This window comes from Chryseobacterium sp. GW823-FHT05E08, from assembly GCF_058795655.1.
In genome coordinates, this window is the sequence record NZ_JBXAHY010000006.1 from 117,845 (window position 1) to 139,280 (window position 21,436).

The 21,436-nt window shown below is 34.7% G+C and carries 19 protein-coding genes; 6 read left to right on the top strand and 13 right to left on the bottom strand.

Annotated elements, in window-relative coordinates:
• Window positions 1-85: 85 nt before the first annotated feature.
• From AC1Q7L_RS18635 to AC1Q7L_RS18690, 12 genes are all read right to left on the bottom strand, one after another.
• Window positions 86-496, bottom strand: coding sequence for a GPW/gp25 family protein (locus tag AC1Q7L_RS18635; protein WP_492307407.1), 411 nt, complete (start codon window positions 494-496; stop codon window positions 86-88).
• A 145-nt stretch (window positions 497-641) separates the two neighbouring features.
• Window positions 642-932 carry a PAAR domain-containing protein gene (locus AC1Q7L_RS18640; protein WP_492307406.1) on the bottom strand — a complete coding sequence of 97 codons (291 nt, stop codon included), beginning with the start codon at window positions 930-932 and terminating at the stop codon, window positions 642-644.
• A gap of 2 nt (window positions 933-934) precedes the next feature.
• Entirely contained in the window at window positions 935-2,680 is a 1,746-nt protein-coding gene (gene vgrG, locus AC1Q7L_RS18645; RefSeq protein ID WP_492307405.1) for a type VI secretion system tip protein VgrG, read from the bottom strand.
• A 1-nt stretch (window position 2,681) separates the two neighbouring features.
• On the bottom strand, window positions 2,682-3,401 hold the full coding sequence (locus tag AC1Q7L_RS18650; protein ID WP_492307404.1) for a CIS tube protein: 720 nt from the start codon (window positions 3,399-3,401) through the stop codon (window positions 2,682-2,684).
• A complete protein-coding gene (locus tag AC1Q7L_RS18655; protein WP_492307403.1) occupies window positions 3,401-3,562 on the bottom strand; it encodes a DUF5908 family protein in 162 nt (53 codons plus the stop codon). The genes AC1Q7L_RS18650 and AC1Q7L_RS18655 overlap by 1 nt, the downstream gene beginning before the upstream one ends.
• A 202-nt stretch (window positions 3,563-3,764) precedes the next feature.
• Window positions 3,765-4,232 (bottom strand): phage tail protein, encoded by a 468-nt coding sequence (locus AC1Q7L_RS18660; RefSeq protein ID WP_492307402.1) that lies wholly within the window; start codon window positions 4,230-4,232, stop codon window positions 3,765-3,767.
• A 2-nt stretch (window positions 4,233-4,234) separates the two neighbouring features.
• Window positions 4,235-4,666 carry a phage tail protein gene (locus AC1Q7L_RS18665; protein WP_066757038.1) on the bottom strand — a complete coding sequence of 144 codons (432 nt, stop codon included), beginning with the start codon at window positions 4,664-4,666 and terminating at the stop codon, window positions 4,235-4,237.
• A gap of 39 nt (window positions 4,667-4,705) precedes the next feature.
• Entirely contained in the window at window positions 4,706-6,058 is a 1,353-nt protein-coding gene (locus tag AC1Q7L_RS18670) for a phage tail sheath family protein (protein WP_492307401.1), read from the bottom strand.
• A gap of 24 nt (window positions 6,059-6,082) precedes the next feature.
• Window positions 6,083-6,514 (bottom strand): phage tail protein, encoded by a 432-nt coding sequence (locus AC1Q7L_RS18675; protein ID WP_066757038.1) that lies wholly within the window; start codon window positions 6,512-6,514, stop codon window positions 6,083-6,085.
• A gap of 40 nt (window positions 6,515-6,554) precedes the next feature.
• A complete protein-coding gene (locus tag AC1Q7L_RS18680; protein WP_492307400.1) occupies window positions 6,555-8,216 on the bottom strand; it encodes a phage tail sheath family protein in 1,662 nt (553 codons plus the stop codon).
• A gap of 68 nt (window positions 8,217-8,284) precedes the next feature.
• The gene (locus tag AC1Q7L_RS18685; RefSeq protein ID WP_492307399.1) at window positions 8,285-10,030 is read right to left on the bottom strand and encodes a phage tail sheath family protein; all 1,746 of its coding nucleotides are present in this window, start codon (window positions 10,028-10,030) and stop codon (window positions 8,285-8,287) included.
• Between the two features lie 51 nt (window positions 10,031-10,081).
• Window positions 10,082-10,645, bottom strand: a complete 564-nt coding sequence (locus tag AC1Q7L_RS18690; protein ID WP_492307398.1) for a Pvc16 family protein — start codon at window positions 10,643-10,645, stop codon at window positions 10,082-10,084.
• 694 nt (window positions 10,646-11,339) lie between these two features.
• On the opposite strand from AC1Q7L_RS18690, the gene AC1Q7L_RS18695 reads away from it, so the two are divergent.
• The 6 genes from AC1Q7L_RS18695 to AC1Q7L_RS18720 all read left to right on the top strand — a co-directional run bounded on the left by AC1Q7L_RS18695 (window position 11,340) and on the right by AC1Q7L_RS18720 (window position 18,786).
• On the top strand, window positions 11,340-11,654 hold the full coding sequence (locus AC1Q7L_RS18695) for a hypothetical protein (RefSeq protein WP_492307397.1): 315 nt from the start codon (window positions 11,340-11,342) through the stop codon (window positions 11,652-11,654).
• Between the two features lie 52 nt (window positions 11,655-11,706).
• Window positions 11,707-13,182, top strand: coding sequence for a contractile injection system tape measure protein (locus AC1Q7L_RS18700; RefSeq protein WP_492307396.1), 1,476 nt, complete (start codon window positions 11,707-11,709; stop codon window positions 13,180-13,182).
• A gap of 85 nt (window positions 13,183-13,267) precedes the next feature.
• Window positions 13,268-14,719 (top strand): ATP-binding protein, encoded by a 1,452-nt coding sequence (locus AC1Q7L_RS18705; protein ID WP_492307395.1) that lies wholly within the window; start codon window positions 13,268-13,270, stop codon window positions 14,717-14,719.
• 42 nt (window positions 14,720-14,761) lie between these two features.
• Window positions 14,762-18,022 carry a polymorphic toxin type 46 domain-containing protein gene (locus tag AC1Q7L_RS18710; RefSeq protein ID WP_492307394.1) on the top strand — a complete coding sequence of 1,087 codons (3,261 nt, stop codon included), beginning with the start codon at window positions 14,762-14,764 and terminating at the stop codon, window positions 18,020-18,022.
• 2 nt (window positions 18,023-18,024) lie between these two features.
• Window positions 18,025-18,336, top strand: coding sequence for an immunity protein Tsi6 family protein (locus AC1Q7L_RS18715; protein WP_492307393.1), 312 nt, complete (start codon window positions 18,025-18,027; stop codon window positions 18,334-18,336).
• Between the two features lie 102 nt (window positions 18,337-18,438).
• The gene (locus tag AC1Q7L_RS18720; protein ID WP_492307392.1) at window positions 18,439-18,786 is read left to right on the top strand and encodes a hypothetical protein; all 348 of its coding nucleotides are present in this window, start codon (window positions 18,439-18,441) and stop codon (window positions 18,784-18,786) included.
• A 103-nt stretch (window positions 18,787-18,889) separates the two neighbouring features.
• On the opposite strand, the gene AC1Q7L_RS18725 is transcribed toward AC1Q7L_RS18720, so the two are convergent.
• On the bottom strand, window positions 18,890-21,406 hold the full coding sequence (locus AC1Q7L_RS18725) for an RCC1 domain-containing protein (RefSeq protein WP_492307391.1): 2,517 nt from the start codon (window positions 21,404-21,406) through the stop codon (window positions 18,890-18,892).
• Window positions 21,407-21,436: the final 30 nt, after the last annotated feature.

Sequence of the window (21,436 nt, forward strand, 5' to 3'; positions counted from 1 at the left end):
TTTATATTTATCTTTCTATGGTCAGATGCAATACTTAATGTAATGTTGGTAGTATTCAAAATGGCTACAGACATCCCGTAATTCATTATATTTCAGTAGCTTCCCCTTTATAAAAAGGAAAAACCATATTGCTTCTTGTATTAGTATTTCTTACTTCGTAGTCAATTTGTATCAAAACTTCTCCTTCCAGCTCGTCCTGAGTATCAATTTCAATACTTAAAATGTTTATTCTGGGCTCATGATATAGAATAGCACGCTCAACGATTCCTTTCATTTGGGTGATCAGCGTTAAGTCCAGAGGTTTGAAGAGCATTTCCTGCAGGTCGCATCCGTAGTTTGGGAACATTACACGTTCACCGGGGCGCGTTGACAATAAAATCATAAGACTATTATTGATGTCTTCCACATCTGTGGTCATTGCCAGTTTTCCTTCAGTTTCGTTAAACTCAGGCGGAAAACTCCAGCCTATTCCTAAAAAATCTGTATTTATTTTCATACGTTATTTGTATTATATTTAATTGTAACATCTTGCATCTGTAACATAGAGTTTTGGTTATTCTTACTGTTTTGTTAGGGATGTTTTACATTTTTAGTTTTAGTTAGATCTATTTAAATGATAGTTCATAATCAATTCTTAAATATCATCCACCTATTAAAACAGTAGCTTCACCCGCGGTGATTACCCCTCCATGAGCAGTAGAATCTCCCATTCTTGCGGCTGGTTTTCCGCCTATCATTACACTTGAAGATCCTGAGGCGATGGTGTCTAGTGGACCTGTACACATTGCTTTGTCCCCTACTCTTGCGGCTGGTTTTCCTCCGATAAGTACAGTAGGTTCTCCCGCCGGAATTATTGGGCCGCCCACATGCGGAACATTTCCCGTTACCATAGGACAGGTATGCATGTCTGTAATTCTTGCTGCCGGTTTCATGATTAATTAATTTTAACTTGAGATCCTTTTACGACTGTTACTGCTCCCGATTTAAGTTCAGTACCCGAACTTCCTTCAGCTTTCAGCTGTGCACTGGCTTTTACGTTGATATTGGTTCCTTCCATCGTGATGTCGCCTTTTGCTTTGATCTTGATATCTTTCCCGCTTTCTATACTAATACCGTCTTTATTAAGGGTAAGAATATTAGAATGTTCATCTTCAATTTTAATGATATCTGCATCTTCATCTACAATCACTTTTTTGCCTTTCGGTGTCTCAAGCGTGTATGAAATTTTATCATCATTAAAAATCATTTTCATCTCGCTTCGGGTTACGAATCCTTTTTCGTTATTGTCATCAGAAGCTACAATTGGAGCCGGTTTTGCGCTGCTATTTAGCATTCCAAGTACGACTGCATCATTGGGATCGTCATTAATAAATCCGATGATCACCTCATCTCCGATTTCCGGTCTGAAAAATGATCCTCTGTTTTCTCCCGCGTCAAGCGTTGCTATTCTTGCCCAAATTCCTTCTTCTTCGTTGTTGATGATTGGGATTTGCACTAAAATTCTATCTTCGCCATCCGGATCAGATTCCAATTGTGATACAACACCAATGTGTAATCCGCTAATTGCAGGAATAATTCCTGAACCCGGCATTTCGCTTACATCATAAGTTTCTGAAAACCATGTTGGAGAAAGTCCAAATTGAGCATCAACCAACCAATTTCCTTCTGCTATTTCGTGACGAACACCTGTAACGTAAATTTTTCCGTTGAATCTGTTTCCAACTCCCTGAAGGGTTAATGAAACTCCTGGTTTCACCGATGGAATTCCCTGGAATTTTACCCTTCCTCTTGTTTTTGCTAATTGCTGGAAAGTTGCTTTCGCATCGCCCCATTCCTGAAGCTCACCTTGGGTAAGATTTCCACCATGTTTAAGTTGAAGATCTTCAATTCCAAAAACATTTGCTAAATCGCCTGACGAAAGGTTTCCGTTAAGATTAATTGCAGGATCTTGGGCTTCAACTTCTGTTAATTCCTGATCGGTATAGCTCCAAGTTTTGGCTGTAATTTTGTTGAATTGATCTCTGGCGTCAATTTCTCCGTCAAATTCATGGACAGATGATCCGTAAACAACGGTTTCCACTGTTTCACCACTAAAATCTGGTTTAGCTATTTTGATAGTTCCATCTTCGACAAAACAAAGCTTACCGTTTGCCTGTGCTCTGGTTAACATAAAATCCCAATCAGAAGCCTGATACTGAACCAATTCTTTATGAGAATTTGAAGTAGCTTCAACATCGGCAGTAAGTCCGTTATTCCCAATAAGTTCTTCCATGACATCGCTGTCTGTGCTTTCGTAGAAATATTTACTTTTTCTTCCTAAAGTCATTTTTACAGCTTTATCTCTGCACTCTACGATGAGGTAAGAAGATCCGTTTCTGATTTTTATGTTATGTTTTACAATAACTCCTTTAAAAATAGTTTCTTCTTCGGAGTGATATCCGGCAGTGATTTCAATTTCTTTTCCAGGAATTAATAGGTCTTCATTGCTTAATTTGAAATCCTGTTCCGGCACACTTCCGTCTAAAATAACGATATTGGCATAAGGAATTCTGTTGACTTCGTTTTCTACAATAATGCTTTTCACACCGTACTTACCAGGTAATTCTGTACCTCCGGACATCACCTTAAAGGTTACTAAGTCTGGATTTTTTGCTGTTTGTATGTATCCACTATTATTCATCTTATGAAACTTTTTCTAATGGCGGAAAAAATAAATCCTGTCCTGGGGTTAGCTGTCTAAAATTGATAAGACCATTTACTTTAGCTACTTCCAAATAATATTTAGAATCTCCGTAAATTCTTTCAGTCATTAGGGGTAATGTGTCTCCATCCTGCACTGTTCTTTTGTGCGTAAGATCCGGGGAACTTTTAACTTCTTTTGCAGCAGCAAGCTTTGGGCTAGTTGATTCACTGAATGTTGCCTTTCCTATAGCTCTCAAAGGCTGTCCTTCGTTATCAAACAATTTATATTCTATGGTTAACTCTGAAAGCATTCCTTTAAATTCAAAACTGCCCCAATTAAGTATAACATTATAAGGTTTATGTATTGGCCCCGCAAGCTCAGCAGTTGCTTCATGAAAAGCCTTAATTTGCTCAGTTACAGCTTTTTTAGCAAACGATTTCCCTTTAATTATATTGATAAGCTTAATTCCAGCGTTGGCTTCTGTTACTCCTGTACCATCAAATAGAAATTCTAATTGTAAATCGGGTGCATGTGATGATACATATCCTAAATTAACTTTAGAACTACCTTGTGATTGATCCTTATTGAGCTTCGTCTTATACGACATAGAAAAGCCGGTCGGATTTATAAAAGCTTTAAAGGCGCCATTCTTAATTCTTTTTTCATAATCAGAATTTTCGTATGTCCCGATTGTTAATTTTTGAATTGCTCCTCTCATTATCTTTCTTTTTTACGTTGTTCTATATTTACTATCTGCTCTACGCTTTCGCTGATTGCCCGCATGATTTGTTCTTCATCTACCGATGCGGCAGTTGTCGTTGCTTCTACTTTTTCGTCCACATTTATTTTAATGTGAAGCTCTTTTATTTCTATTGGCATTTCGTTTGTTTTTTAATCAATTATTAATATTCAAAACACTAATAACCAATGATTTAACATGTTTATTTTTAAAAATCTAAGCACATAAAGAGTGTGTTCAGTCTTGTTATAGACCAATCTTATGTTTTTTTATCTGAAAATTTTTTGCTGAATGTTATCTGAAAACTAACACACTTTCAGGTGCTTAGATTAGATTTAGAAATTACAAGCCTAAGCTTGCTAACGATGAAGGTATTGTGAAATATCTATATTTCAGTTCTATTGTTTCAATAGCAAGTTTGCTTTCTTCTGCGTTGAATTCTGAAACGTTCCATTTTACCGGGTATGCCCCAACTACATTCCAGACCATTAAAGGTGCAGTAGATTGTAGTCCTCCTGAAAGAGTAATTATGAGATCTCTGGGCTCAAACTGGAAGTTTTCCATAGCATTTCTGCACCAGCTTATCAATCCGGAACTTACGATTAAACCACGCTTAAGAACTAAATTATCATATTTTGGTCTCAAAGGAAGTTGATGAAGAAATCTGTTTTCGCCTCCTTCGGCATATTCTTCGGTTGCAATTTCTGTTGATAAACCAGATATAGACTGAAATCTGGAGTCAATACCCTCTGTTGTTGAAATCCCATTAACAATAAAAGAGAAACTAGTTGGAGGATATAAAAGAGCCATGATTAGTTATTTTCAATAGTTAATCCTTCGTGTGCCAATTCTAAAGTTTCAATAGCAACCTCGTTACCTTCAGCTTTTAAATCTGTTGACTGTAATTTAAGAGGGAATGCATTTTTCACTTTCCAAGTTACTGCAGGCTCTCCATTCTCGTCTAAAAGAGAGATCGTGATTGATCTTCTTTCTACCGTATTCAATTGAATTGATTGAAACCAAGCGAAAAACTCGTTATCCTGTTTGAAAGTTCCTCTCTTTAAAGTAATGTTATTGAAAACTTTCAATCCGGGCATCTTGATTTTGCTGAAATCCGGACTTGCTCCATGTCTGTATTCAATAAGACCAGCTTCAATATTTAAACCAGATACTTCTTGAAAACCTACTTTTGTTCCGCCCCAATCTACTTCAAAGGCAAACTTTACTAATGGATATGTACTCATAATTTTATTTATATTTAATTGTTATTTAGTTTAATTATTTTATGCTTCTTGCAATTTGTGTGAAAAACGTAACACAATAAATTCAGCAGGGCGAACGGCAGCCATACCCACTTCAATGATCATTCTTCCTTCTAAAATATCCTGAGCAGACATTGTTTTGTTTAAACCAACGCTTACGTAATACGCTTCTTCAGGCTTGCTTCCAGCCAATGCACCGTCTTGCCATTGTTGATTAAGGAAATTCTCGATCATCGTTTGTACACGAATCCATGTATTGGCAGTATTCGGTTCGAAAACGAAACGTTCTGTAGATTTTTTAACAGACTCTTCTACCATGTTGAAGAAACGACGTACAGAAATATATCTCCATTCATTGCTGTTTCCATCCAATGTTCTTGCTCCCCAAACTAATGTTCCTTTACCTGTAAAAGTTCTGATCGCGTTGATTGATTTTCCAGCTTCTGGATGTACGTTAAGAATTTCTTGATCTTCGTGAGAAATTTTTACGGTAGGTGCTACTACATAGTTTAGCCCCACGTTAGCAGGTGACTTAAATACTCCGGAAGTACTGTCCACTTTAGCATAAACTCCGGCCATTGTTGATGATGGACCCAATACTACTCTTTTAGACTCAATTGCTTTTTTTGCTCTGTTGTACAAATCTGAATCGCTTGTTTTCACGTCCGATAAATATGTAGCACCTTCAATTCTTGCAAAATTTGCTTGAGGGAGGATAAGTTCAACTTCTGTCTCATCAAAATTATAACTTAAAACTGTTTCTAATTTTGGGTAATATGCAGCTCCATATTTTAAACGTTCGCCACTGTCTCCAGATCCTAAAGCAGTTCTAAAAGTATCTACAGCCGTAGAAGGATCCCCAAAAACATCCATGATAACAAACCTGTCTTTCATCAACTCTGCCTGATCAAGAGCCATTCCGTATATATCAACAACAGAGGTATTTAAAGCTTCGGCATCCGGGAAAACAAGAAGAGTAGGCTCGTCTTCTTTTTCCAGAGTAAGAAGACCTATTCTTAAATCGCTAAAATTTGCTGTATTTGGATATCCTACTACTTTATCTCCTACAGAAACGATATAACATGGTCCGCCACCATTAGCAAAATACATTTGCATGGCATAGTACATTTTGAACGGACTTAGAGTTACATTAGCTTCAATTGAGCTGCCATTTACATTAACAGTGAAGGCTTCAGGCTTTGCTTCCCCAAAAATTGTTTCGTATTCCAACATAGAAGCGATTCTCGTTGGCTCATTTTTTGGCCCTTTTCCTGTGTACCCAACAAAAGCAGGAATAGCCGTTTCTACTTGTGCTACAGATGGTGGGAATTTTGCAATTTCCTCTACGTAGACTCCAGGTGTTTTATAATTCATTTTTCTTAAAATTTAAAGTTAATATTAGTTATTTTCAATAGTTAATCCTTCGTGTGCCAATTCTAAAGTTTCAATAGCAACCTCATTACCTTCAGCTTTTAAATCTGTTGACTGTAATTTAAGCGGGAATGCATTTTTCACTTTCCAAGTTACTGCAGGCTCTCCGTTTTCATCTAAAAGCGAGATCGTGATTGATCTTCTTTCTACCGTATTCAATTGAATTGACTGGAACCAAGCGAAAAACTCGTTATCCTGTTTGAAAGTTCCTCTCTTTAAAGTAATGTTATTGAAAACTTTCAATCCAGGCATTTTAATCTTGCTGAAATCCGGACTTGCACCGTGTCTGTATTCAATAAGACCAGCTTCAATATTTAAACCAGATACTTCTTGAAAACCTACTTTTGTTCCGCCCCAATCTACTTCAAAGGCAAACTTTACTAATGGATATGTACTCATAATTTTATTTATATTTAATTGTTATTTAGTTTAATTTATTTTATGCTTCTTGTAATTTATGCGAAAAGCTTAATACAATAAATTCAGCAGGGCGTACCGCAGCCATACCCACTTCAATGATCATTCTTCCTTCTAAAATATCCTGAGCAGACATTGTTTTGTTCAAACCAACGCTTACGTAATACGCTTCTTCAGGTTTGCTTCCTGCCAATGCACCATCTTGCCATTGTTGGTTAAGGAAATTCTCGATCATCGTTTGTACACGAACCCATGTATTTGCGGTATTGGCTTCAAAGACGAAACGTTCTGTCGCTTTCTTCACAGATTCTTCTACCATGTTGAAGAAACGACGTACAGATACATATCTCCATTCATTGCTGTTTCCATCCAATGTTCTTGCGCCCCAAACCAATGTTCCTTTATCCGTAAAAGTTCTGATCGCATTGATTGATTTTCCTGATGTAGGATGTACATTAAGACTATCTTGTTCTCTGTTAGAAATTTTTACGGTAGGTGCTACTACATAGTTTAGTCCAACGTTAGCAGGTGATTTAAATACTCCAGAAGTACTGTCTACTTTAGCATAAACTCCGGCCATTGTTGATGATGGAGCCAATACAACTGGTTTAGACTCAATTTCTTTTTTGGCCTGGTTGTACAATTCAGAGTTCTTGGCTTTCAATCCTGCTAAATTTGTTACTCCAGATACACCCGTAACAGAAACGTTAGCGTCGTCAAAATCATAACTTAAAACTGTTTTTAATTTTGGGTAATAAGCAGCTCCATATTTCAAACCTGTACCAACAACTTCTCTTCTAAAAGTAGAATCATCTCCAAGAACATCCAAAATGACAAATCTGTCTTTTAATAATTCTGCCTGATTTAAAGCACTAATATATAAAGAGTAAACCCTACTAATAGCTAAATTATCGTTAGCACTATTAGCATTATCTAAATTATCAGAAGCAGCTAAGCTAATATTAGATGCTGTATTTTTGTCAGCATTAGCATCAATTAGTGCTTGCGCTGCAGCATCAGAAGCAAGTTGAGCAGCAGCAGCAACAAGCTGAGCATTGGCAGCAGCAGCAGCAAGAGTTTCGTTACCAGGGGCAGCATCAGATGCAGCCTGAGCTTCTTCAGCAGCCTCTTCAGCTTCGATCAACTGATTAGCAGCAGTTTGAGCAGTAGCTTGAGCAGCAGTAAAAGCTAAAGATGCAGCAGTAAAAGCAGCTTGTGCAGCAGTAAAAGCCACTGATGCGGCATATACATCAGCATCAGTAGCAACTAAACCTTGAAGATCCGGGAAAACGATCAATGTAGGTTCGTCTTCTTTTTTTAACAGGTCTAGACCAGCTTGTAATTCATCTACTTTTACTGTAGAATATGCTCCTACAGAGACGATATAACATGGTCCGCCGCCATTAGCAAAATACATTTGCATAGCATAGTACATTTTAAAATCGCTTACCATAGTTTGTGTTGCTGTTGCAACACCATCTTTAAAAGCTACAGCAAAAGCTTCCGGATTTGCCTTTCCAAAAAGGGTTTCGTATTCCAACATTGAAGAGATTCTTGTTGGTTTGTTTTTTGTTCCTTCTGCTGTGTACCCAACAAAAGCGGGAATAGCTGTTTCAACTTGTGCTACGGAAGGTGGAAATTTTGCATGTTCCTCCACATAGACTCCAGGTGTGTTGTAATTCATTTGTTTAAAATTTAAAATTAATTATTCCTCGAAGTACGACTTCGAATTTTTGTTCGTGATTGATTTTTTTATGATTGTTGTAATTTGTGTGAAAACTTTAATACAATAAATTCTGCAGGGCGAACCAATGCTATTTCGATAGTTGCGTTCAAAATATTAATATTACCATCCTTGGTTCCATCAACTTGTACTTTGTAAGCTTCTTTCGGAGTACTTCCGGCTAATGCACCCTCTATCCATTGCTGGTTAAGAAAATTTTCTATCATTGTTTTTGCTCTTAAATAGGTGGAGGAAATAGTAGGTTCATCAATAAATACTTTGAGCGCTACGTTTATCGATTGTTCCAACATATCAGAATAGCGACGTACATGAATATATTTCCATACATTATCTGTACTATCATCGTTTTTATCTTTCCCATCGAGCGTTCTTGCACCCCAAACCAAAGTACCTTTTCCTGTAAAAGTTCTGATCGCATTGATTGATTTTCCGGTGTCATCGATGTTTAAATCTGATTGTTCCTGTTCGGAAACTTTTTCTGTCGGAGCTACTACATAATTAAGACTTACATTTGCGGGTGCTTTCCACACTCCTCTTGTACTGTCTATTCTACCGTATACTCCTGCCATTGCTGATGATGGTGGTAAAACAACTTTTAACGAAGCGATTTCTTTTTTTATCTGATTGTATAATGCTGAATTTGATGATTTTAAATCTTTAAGTTTTTTACCATCTGCATGTCCTTTTTCGTCTTTTACTCCAAGAATTGCATTTATTAAGTCATCAAATTCTCCTTTAAAAATAGGAGCATCTACATCTAAATCCTCAGGCATCTCAAAATTGTCTATTGTTCCGTCGTGTATCGCATTTAAGACAAATTTTGCCTCATTAATTGCTTCTACTAAAATTGCCTTTGGATCGCCTGGCTGACCTGTATCATCTGCAGTTTCATTAATTTCTTCTGCAATTGCAATAGCATGGCCTAATAAACCAGCAAGTACAGAAACACTCGGAGATCCGCCCAAGATTTCTTCGCTTGCTAAACTTCCTAATTCTTCTAAAGCATCAAGCTGCCCTTTATAAAAAGTAGCACTACTTTCTCCCGCTTGTTGCAAACCGGTATGTACGATAGCTTTTTCTTCATCAAAAGTATAATTCAAAATAGTATTTAAATAAGAAAAATAGGCTGCAGCATGGCTTGTTGGGTTTACAACTTGAGTTCTAAAATGATCTACTGTAGTAAGATTATTTCCTTCGTATGTATCTAAAATGGCAAACCTATTTTTACCTTCTAATCCTAATTTTTCATTTATTGTATAATTGTAAAGGTCATAAAAACCGGTTTCGTCTAGTGAGACAGCATCAGGGAAAACAATAAGAATTGGTTCTTTAATAGCTTTCAGGGTTTCGATCTTATCCAATCCGTTTTTCAGGGAAGCTAACTGCACTCCTGTTGAAGCCAAAGCATAAGTACCTACAGAAACGATATAGCATGGACCGCCACCATTGGCAAAATACATTTGAAGCGAATAGTACATTAAAAATTGTACTTCCGGCGTTACAATAGTTAATCCTTTATCTTTGATATCTTTCAGTTCGATACTTTCCTTTTTTGCTTTTCCAAACTTATCTTCAAACTCCAAAAGAGAACTGATTTTTAGTTTTTCATTTTTACTATTATTAATATCATAACCTTGAGGTATTAGCTCGGTGTACCCGATGAATACAGGCATTGCTGTATCTATTAATGCAATAGAATTTGGAAGTTTAGTAATTTCTTCAACTGAAACGCCTGGCGTTGTTGGATTTGGCATGTTTTAAAAATTTAAGTTAAAGGTTATTAGTTTTTATTTTTGTTTTTATGATTAATCGACTTTAAAGCTTTTAATATCTACTACATCAATTAATTGAACATCTTCAGGGTCTGTAGCAGCAGCAATTTTTATTACACTGATTTTATAGAATGCAAAAGGCATTACTTTTCCGCCTAGTAATCCCCAAACGTAGCTTAACTGCTCAAAAGGAATGGAGTGTAATTCGATTCTGAATTTGTAATCATCAGCCTCCAGCACATTGTTTGTCTGAAATATTTCAATCACTTTCGAAACATTTGCTAATGATTTGTCATAAGCATCTCTGTTGGCAGCGATCATTACATATAAATTCAGATAAGCCGGAGCACTTTCCAATTCATAGCGAACTGGCGTTGTTTTTAGCTTATTGTATCTTGGGGTATTTTTCATTGTAGATTCCTCCTCAACAGTCAATAGGGTAATTACAACCTTATTTTTAAGATTTGTGGAATCTTCGTCTTCATGTTTTGCGATATTATTAACAACAGCTATATTAACTTCCCCATCGTCATCTTTTAATCCATTTATTGGATCATTCAGCTTAGTTTGTAAAATTTTAAGTACGTTATCAATCATAATTTCTGTTCTTTATTATTATGGTGCAAACATACAATCATCCCCAATCAAAAGACAAATATTTTGAGGGGTCAAACCTGTCTTTGCAGTAAATAGGATTTTTGTTTTTCAATAAACAATGAAAAAATAATAATCATAAAATACTAAAAATCAAATAATTAATATTCAAATTAAAAATAATAATTTAAATAAAAATTCCCTTAATCAAAACTTAGTGAAATGTACACATGAAAATGTGGTATGGTTTTATTGTTAAAAATTATTTTATTTCAGCCTAAAAATGAAGATTAATTAAATGTGAATTATTGGTTTAAAGACGAATTCTAAATCAAAAATTATTGACGTTGTTTAAAATTTCATTTTATCTATTTTCATTTTCTTCTTAGCAGATATTCGCCAATATTTAAATAACGGACTGCCACCCTAGCCCCGATTGCAATGAAAATCCTTTTTTGCAAAAAAAGATTGTAATGGAAAGCGGGAAATAGCTCCAAAAAAATATAAACAAGTTCAATATTTTCTTCATCAGAATATCTCTTTTCTATTGCTGATAATTTCTAAAATTTTTAAGCCTTTTTTACTAAGAACTGATTTCATCATCTACTGCAAAGACAGAATAGAGAGGCCTTATTATTCGTAAAAAAGCATCGTCTTCCTCTAATTTTGACCCCAATAATTTTAAAAAACTATTCACATGAATATTAAAAATCTTTTTGGCAAGCGCAATGAAATCATTGGCGGCCACTTTAATGAATTACGCTCAAAAATGGGCGTGGCAAATCAAGATGAAGAAGTAATTTTTTCTTTAAGAGAACAAATTTGTAATGCATGTCCTCTAAAAAACGGCAACAATTGTAACGCTATGAAATGGATGAATCCTGAAACACTTGAGGTTGTAGATGGTCCAAAAGACGGATTTATCAGAGGTTGCGGATGTAGATTGAGCGCTAAACAAAAATCAAAGCTGAGTCTTTGTCCTGCAGGTTTTTGGGGAGGAGAGTTCAAATAAAATAAAAGCAAATTGATGACTATCAATATTGTATAATTAAAATCTATTTAAAGTGAAGCAAGATCATATCATTCAGAAAGTTTTTGTTGAAGTTACCGTCAACAACAAAGAAAAAGCAAATCGTATAAAAGATGATATCAGCAGCTTTTTGTCTATTGATGTTTTTCCGGAAATAGAAAAGTACGTCAATGCTTTAGAACATACGTTAGCTGATCATACTCTGCAAATTCCTCGTTTAGAATTGAATTTGGATGTGAAAAACAGCTCATTAAATACTGAATTAAAAGATAAAATTGCTCAACTCTTTAAAGAAGAACTGTCGAAAATTACAAAACCAATTGAAAATTCAAATCAAGAATCAGAAAGTGACACCCAAGCATATCTTATTGAAAATCAAGAAAAAATAGTTCAGACTTTTATTTATTTTTTAGAAAACGGATCTATGCCTTGGTGGAATTCGGATAGAAAAAGTATTGCTTTTTTGGAACCAAAAGTATTTGAGACGCTAATTTTAGCTAATAATTTCCAAAAAAATATTATTTCTGTTTTGTCAAAACAAAATGTTCAGGAACGAATCATCAATCAACTTTCAGATGAGCAGATTGCACAAATATGTTTAGCGGTTTTAAAAAATATGGACTTAAAAATCAACTTGAAGGTTGATATTATACGTCATTTATCAAAACTGAACCATACTGACAGAAAAATCGTGTGGCATTTGGTCTTAAATGTATTATCAGAGTACTTGAAAACATCAAATAGCAATCTTCGGGAATATCTTTTAAAACAAATATCAAAAATAGAACATCAAGGTTTTTCCCAAACAAAAAATAGCCCTCAAAACTTGAAAACAGTGGTTGAGATATTTCCTTTTATTAAAGAAAATGAAATTCTTGAAGTTCTTAAAAGCATCAAAAATAATTCAGAAACTAAATCTGAAAAAGCAAAAAATCCGACAGAAACGATCCATGAAAAAAATGCACAGGTTAATGAGAATTTAATTGAAAACAATGAAGATTTAATAAGTCAAAACGATGGACAATATATTCAAAATGCAGGGCTTATTTTGATACATCCATTCATGAAAACCTTTTTTGAACATTGTGACCTTCTCGATCCAAAAACCCAGCAACTTACTGATCCTGAATTGTGCGCACATTTATTACATTATATCGCTACCGGAAAAACAAACGCTCCTGAATACGACATGGTTTTTGAAAAATTCTTATGTAATATTCCAGTGAATCAAACCATTAACAAGCATATTAAACTTTCGCGTAAGCATAAAACACAAGCCAAAAATGTAATCGAAAGTGTACAGCACAATTGGAATCCGATGAAAAAATCATCTGCAGCATTACTGCAAAACGAATTTTTCCAGCGCTCGGGTAAATTGGTGGTCACAGACCATGATTGTACCCTTACAGTAGAACGAAAAGCACAAGATATTTTGCTTGATAAACTTGGTTGGGGACTTGGTCTTGTTAAGCTTCCATGGCAGGAAAAATTCATATTTGTGAACTGGTAATCGTTTCTCGTTTTTCTAAATATTCTAAAACTGGTTTTAAATCAGCAATAATCTCATTTCAACACTGTAAACTCAAAATAAAATTATGAAATCTCCTATTAACCTTGAAAAATCATTAACAAAGACAAAAGTTAATGAAAAAACAGAAGAAATTAATCATTTATATCTGACCAATGCTATAAATCATACCTCTTTAAGTGAGGAAATGAAATGGCTGCAATCGCTTATTGAAATGCGATGCAGAGAATTGTTTTTAGAAGATGAAACAGAGTTGAATATTGCTTTTGAAGTACTTGAATCCCCCAAATTAAATGACGAATCACCCTATTCTATTACCATAAACATGTACCAACTCACAGCGATAGACAGGATAATTTTAGCTTTAGGTATTGCTTCTGCTCATTATCCATCGATGTTAAAAACATTTGTGCAAATAGAAGAAAGCAGCAATGCATTTGCTATTGAAGCTGGAGGTGAATACAACAAAGCCAACCGTAGTTTTAAACCAACTTTTCAAACCGCACTTTTTTTGCTGGCCGGTAAAGATTTATCATTATGGTCGCATTACAGTTCGCAATTGATAAATGGAAGTGTTTTACTGAAAAATGACATTATTTACAATCGTTCTTCAACAGAATTTATTCATGGAAAAATTGAGTTGGATACAGCGTATTTAAACTATTTTTTGTCGGGTCAGAAACCACAATTAGACCACGGTTCTTACTTTCCGGGAAAGCTTTATCAATCTTATTTAACGATGGATGATATTATTTTAGAACATAATGTTCGAGAACAGATAAAACCCATTGGACATTACATCAACGCATTGGAAAACGGCTTTTTCAAAAGTAATGATCATGGTTTTAAACCCGGTTTTATTGCTTTATTCTATGGTGCTCCAGGAACAGGAAAAACAATGTTGGCGGGAATTCTTGCTAATTCGTATGGAATTGATATGTATCATGTTGATCTCTCGCAAGTGGTGAGCAAATATATTGGTGAAACCGAGAAAAATCTTGAAGTATTATTCAATAGACTGCAGGGTAAAAATTGTATGTTGTTTTTCGATGAAGCCGATGCTTTATTTGGAAAACGTTCTGATGTAAAAGATGCTCATGATCGCTACGCCAATCAGGAAGTGTCTTATTTATTACAAAGAATAGAAAAATTTGATGGGTTAACAATTTTGGCTTCCAATTTTGAGAATAATATGGACGATGCTTTTAAGCGTCGTATAGATGTTTCTATCAATGTAATCCGGCCGACAGAAATCACCCGAGAATCGCTTTGGGAGCATTATTTGCCTAAAAATATAACCTTTGAAAGTGATGAACTTTTAAAACATTTAGCTAAAGAATATTCTTACACCGGTGCCAATATCCGCAACATTATGAAAAATGTATCAATGGCATTGCATGATCGTAATGAAACCATTATTACACATTCATTACTAAGTACTTATTTAACGATAGAAAACGAAAAGGCTTTTGGGAAAAATCAGGCTCGTCTTAGTCCATTTGTACAAAAATCAGAATAAACTTTTAGCACAAAAAAATGAATTCATCTAATAACCAAAAACATGAGCAGACATAAAAAAACATTTGCGCCAAGAGCCAACCGATCCGAAGCGCAAACCACCGATAATAAAGAAGAACAAGAAAAATACATCCCGATTAGCAGTCAAGATGCTAAAATCTCCCTTGCAAAAACAGAAGTTACCCAAATAACGTACGCTCTATTCCAAAACAGGGCATTTAATAAAGTAGAAAGAGGTTCATCCATCATAAAGTTTTCCAACAACGGATTGCATGTATTGGCTCTTAATAAGGCACTCAGTACATTAGGTTACAGAGCACCTGAAAATGAGACTTTTTTTGGTGATAAAACGAAGATTGCGCTTATGAGTTTTCAAAGTGATCATGGTATTCAAAAATCTGGAATTTTTGATTCAAAAACCCTGTTGAAAATGAATGAGGTGCTGGGAGCATCAAAAAAACAGGAGAAAAAAGATCAGCTTTCAGTTTCTGAGCGTGCTAAAATGCTATACGAGGCTTTTGAGCACAGAAATTTATGGATTTTTGGAGCTACAGATGAAGATAAAGTTTTTAAAGCTTTAGACAAACTCTCTTATGAAGACAGACAAGAACTCATTACATATTATGACAAAACATACAAACCAAAAAGGAAAGCAGGATTAGTAGAAGATTTATATGAAGAATTAGAAAACAATAAAGATTTATATAAAGCTATAAAATTATTATATGCAAACTTTGAAGAGCCTCAACAAGAACCTCAACCAGCGTCACAGCAAGAACTGGAGCAGGCATCAAAAGGTCAGTTAATAGAAGAAGTTGTCATATTTGCTAAAAGACCATATCCATGGATTAAATCTAAAACAAAATATACACTGGAAGGAGAACCAATAGAATTTGAATGTGTATATCAATATGAAACCCCTGTTATATCAGCCTTAGGAAGCAAGTCTAATCTACCCGAAGTTGTCCGAAAAGTATTGATACAAAAAGACGGTACGGTATACAGCCTTTTAGATCGCCCTGATTTTGTAGAAAATATAAAAACTTTCAGACAAGACGGAACTGTAATTAGTGATTTTTCAATTAATACTGAAAAATCGGGCATTTACACATTTGTGTTTATTATAGAAAATACTATCACCAATGAGTTTAGTGCATATACCAAAAAACATCAAGTTAAAACACTTGAAGAGGCAGCATCCGATAATTTGAAAAAGAATAAGATTCAAAATTATTCAGATTTCAGGCAACAAATAGCATTTATAGACTTTAATCTTTCGAAAGGAGCAGTTAAAGAACAAAAAAGCAATCCAGATTTCTTTATTAAAACCGAATCTTCTACTAAAAATCCTGAAGAAGTTGGAACTGCATATTCTGACTATATTCCTCACTTATATTATTCAATCAAAGGAAAACCGATTCCTAAAGACCATCATTATTTTTGGTTTGCAGAAATCAACACCCCGAAAGAAATGGCGGATGGAGTTAGCACATTACTAGGTGTTGAATATGCTAAAAATGCGGTTGTACATGGCTATAAAAGAGGAATGTATTTCGGTAAAGATGGCTGGGATATGAACTCGTCGCAAACAACAGCCGCTTTTTTAGGTTCATTTACAGGTGTTTTTACAATACATTGCCTGGAATTAGACAAAAATAACCATCTGGCGGGGCAACAAGCATCCTACCAACAAGTGATCTTGCCAAAAGAAGATTACAAAGCACTTCAGAACATTAGAGAGTATAAGAGAAGTATTGATAAAAGTTTTAATACCATTCTTCCTAACACAGCATTAGCTTTAAATGCCATTGTTGTAAACGAAAAAACTACAGAAACACTATCTCTCAATTTATTTTTAGGAAAAAGCAAAACAAATTCCAAAAATTATGTATTAACAGATCTTACGCCAGGTGTACTGCATAAGCGTACCTATGAAGGAAGTAATATAAAAGATTTATTTAAAGAATTTGACAGCAAAAACACCTATCCGGATGGCATATTAGCATATGAAATTCCGGTAAATACATTGGGTTATCCTCCCATGAAAGGTAATTTCACTACCGATGGAGAATCCATGTGGGAATCGCTTTCTACTAAAGCAGGTTGGGCTTCTTTAGGTTTGGCAGTAGCAGGATTAGCGGCATCATTTACACCGGCCGCTCCTATTGCGCCTTTCTTATTTATAGCTGCAGGAGCTACAGGAGCAGTCTCCGGTACAGCCAGTATTATCGATAAAGTACAACAAGGCACTCTTACCAAAGAAACCCTGACTTTGGATGTTATCATGATAGCTTCCAGCTTTTTAGGGATGGCAGGCTCATTATCAAGCATCGTTAAAGCATCATCTATTTTAAAAATATCCGCAACAGGAATGCGTTATATCATTATAACCGATTTTGCCCTTAATGGCACTGCCGGAATTATGATTACATCTGATGGTTTAGAAAGTATACAAGCCATTAATGATAATAAAAACTTAACTACAGCAGAAAAAATTGATGCTACAGTTAAAATTTTGGCACAATTAACTTTAACCGCTGGTTTATTGGTATTAAGTAGTAAAAATTTAAAAGGAGCAGCAATAGAGGGTGAGCAACCTCCAAAGAAGAAAAATAAAACTTCAACACAATCAAAAAAACCTTACAACCCAGAGCAGCATTCGGAATTTATTGATACGCCTGAAAATTTGACGGGCGGAAAATCGCCAAAAAAAACTAATTTAGATGAACCAAAATCTATTGAAGAAAATAAATCCAGAGGTAGTAAAAATGAGGAAAAGGATGTAATAAAAGAAGAAAAAACACCTATTGTAAATAAGGCTAAAGTTGATGAGATTGAAAATATTTTTGATTTAAGAAAAAAACAAGCTATTGAATTTTATCAAAAACATAATCCTGATATGACCGAACGTCAAATCAAATCTCATATTTCAGGTATTGACTTTACCAAACCGATAGAAATTGTTAATTTGCGAAAAGGGACAAAATTAATACAATATACTAAGGTGAATACAGAAGGTACAGCATTGAAAGGAGATTATTATACTGATAATCTAAATAATACCCCAAGTGAATTAGGAGTTTCTGATAAATACAATGTTCAAACACCTGATAGAGTAAAAACGGCAGAAGTAAAAGAAGTAATCAGAGAAACATTAATACTACCAAAAGATGCAGAAGGTCTAAGAAGTACATCTGCTGAAATAAATGACACATGGTCAAGAATAGATAAAGATGGTAATGAATTACCTGTTCATACAAAAGGCGGCGGAAGCCAGATATATATACCTAAATCCCAATTTTAACAATGAATTACAAAGAAGTAAATACAAAAAAAGAATACAATAATTTACTAAGTGAATTAAGTATTGAGTCTAAAAGTTTAGCGGATAAATACCCTGAAATATCAATATATAAGTCAATCTATAACCAAATTATTGATATTGAAAGCATGATATCCAATAATATTAAGTTATCTGAGAATGATATCTATAAGAAGTATTCTATAGGTGCTATAGCTGTGAAGAATTTTGATTGTGAAAACGACATTTTTGGCAGAAAACTACAAGATTTATTTGGTGCTTTGTTTGAATATTGGGATATGCCGGAATCTCTATGATTGCAGAATAAAAACTGAGATAACAAACTCAAATTTATACCGTGCAAACTACTAAAACAGAGTTTATCACTAAGGATATATTAAACTTATAACAAATTAAATATGATCAAAAAAATCGAAATAAATAAACAAAAATTATTTGACGGCGATGAAGAAAAATGTTTAAAAGAGATTTTTGAAATTGAAAATCAGAAAATCAAATTAATTGATTTTTACAATAACCCATTAAGAGATTTAAAAAAAGAAATAGATGATGAAAGTTTTGATACAATCGTCAGAGAAAATGAATTTACTTTAAAAAACAGTTTTATTGAAAAATATGTATCTGAAGAGGAATTAGAAATTCATTATCTAAAAAAAAATGATGTCATATATCTATTTTCATATGGAGAATATCAACCAGGAAGATATATGTTGTTTTTAGAAGGTATTGTATCTTACATTAAATAACAATTATCAAAAAACCAAACGGCATCACTTGAATTCAAGTGATGCCGTTTTTATGCTGTAAATCAGCTTACTTTATTTTAATTTAAAGTATTTTCCGCAAAAATTATCTTTTAATTACTTTTACCGTTTTCACTGTATTATTAACAGCATTTACTTTAACCATGTAAATTCCTGAAGGTAAAGTTGAAACATCAACTGTTCCTTTATTATCATTGATAGTTTTAGTAAGAACTTGTTGCCCAGCCGTGCTGTAAACCGTTACAGAAAGGATATTCTTATCAAATGAAACATTCAAAATATCCTGTACAGGATTCGGGAAAACTTTCAGATTATCCGATGTTGTTGAAATTTCATCCACTGCTAAATTACTTGTAGGGCAATTAACAGGAGTAAGTACATGTCTATAAATTGTAGTACCGTCACCTAGTTTTCCACTATCGTTATTTCCACACGCTTTCAAAAATCCATCATTATTTATAGATAAAGTGTGGTCGTATCCAGCAGTAACCAGTTTATGATCAGTAGCATTTCCTACAAAGATTAATTTTGAATCGGTGGTCGTATTGTTACCTAATTGACCGAAACCATTTAGTCCACAAGCAAACATATTTCCGTATATTGTTGTTCCCATAGTATTAAGAAACCCTGCAGAAATAGTTTTAACTCCATTATAAACAGCAGTAGGTGCAAATTTATTAATAAGGGTACCATCACCAAGTTGGCCTTTTTCATTACTTCCCCAAGTATAAAGTACCTCATTAGAATTTCTTGCTAAAGAATGATTATATCCGGCAGCCACATTGGTCCATCCATTATCTGTACCTATTTGTTTAGGCGTAAGTCGATTAGTGTTTGTTCCGTCACCCAATTGTCCGGTATTATTATAACCCCAAGCCCAAAGTGTTCCGTTAGTTTTTATCGCTAAAGAAAAATATGCTCCCGCTGCAACACTTGCCCAATCGGTTGCTGTACCTATTTGAGTCGGAACAAGTTTATTTACTGTTGTTCCGTCTCCTAATCCTCCATAAAAATTACTACCCCAAGTCCATAGTGTTCCATTGGTCTTTATGGCTAAAGTATGATTATTTCCAAGAGAAACATCTGCCCAATTGTTTGCTGTTCCGATTTGTGTGGGTACATATCTGTCAAGAGAGGTTCCGTCACCTAATCGGCCTTCTCCGTTGTAGCCCCAGGCCCAAAGTGTTCCGTCTGTTTTTATTCCCATTGAGTAATAACCGCCTGCGACAATTTTTTTCCAATTATTCGCTGTTCCTATTTGAACCGGAGTTTGTCTGGTAATGAATGTTCCATCACCTATGTGTGCGCCACCACTACCCCAAGCCCAAATTGTTCCGTCATTTTTTAATCCTACAGAATGATTATAACCTCCACTTACACTTTGCCAGCAACCTGTTACAGACACAGGAAGTGTCGTAAAAGAACCTCCCGATACCCAAGCACTTTCACTGGTATAGCAATTAGCCGCAACCCACCAATAATATGTGGTATTAGGCAATAAATTTGCAAGAGTCGCTATTGTTGAAACAGTATTCGTAACCGTACCTGCCATAGTTGGACTGGTAGAATATATATATTTATAAGCTCCAGTATAGCCTGGTGTTGGTTCCAGCCAGTTAAGAACAGCCGTTGAGGATGTAATATTAGAAGTATACATCTGGTTTGGAGGATTACAAACAGCCGTAACTGGCGACATTTTCACCAAACCAAGTTGTAATGTTCCCAACCAAATAGTTCCGGAGCTTTGTGTTTTAATTGCACTAAAATAGTTATCTGGCAAACCTGAATTTGTATTTGTAGTAGTATAAGTAGTGCAATTCGTAAAGTTTTGTACACCTTGTCCATTAAACCCTATCCACACTTTGCTGTTGCTGTCAACATCCAAAGCATTGAGTTGAGATCCTGCTAGACAAGAAGTGTTTTGATAGGTAAATGTGATGTTAGTTCCACTTGTTGTTAAAGTGATTAAACTATCATAACCTTTTACATACACTGTGTTATTTGCAATTCTCAATATTTTTTGAGTTCCCTGTGCGATGAAATTAAAATCAACTCCATTAAATTTGTACAATACCCCATCATTGGTAATCCAAACACCATTATTACTATCGGTTGCTACTGAGTTCATATTTGGCACTGAATTATAAGTAGTCCAAGTAGTACCGTTGAATTTTGTAAGTCCCGCATCCGTTACAACCCAAAGATTATTTTGCCCGTCAACAGCTATATCAATGATATTATTATTCGGCAGTCCTGAATTTGAAGTGGTATAATTCGTCCAGGTGGTTCCGTTATATAAGATAATACCATTGGACTGAGATGCCAACCATTTCCTGCCCAGACCGTCAATTTCAATTTTTAAAATTACATTAGATGCAATACCCGAGTTGCTAGTATTATAATTGGTAAAAGTAGTTCCATTAAAAGTTGAAATACCATAGTAAGAAGCAACCCATAATAAGCCGTTTGCATCAGATTTAATGTCATAAATAGAGTTGCTCCATATTCCTGAATTCCCACTATTATAAGTCGTGTAACTATACGTTTGTGCAAAGGCAGAAATTGAAATGAAAATTAAGAGTAAAAAGTAGAGTTTTTTCATGGTTTTTAATAAAATAATTCTCTTCATGTT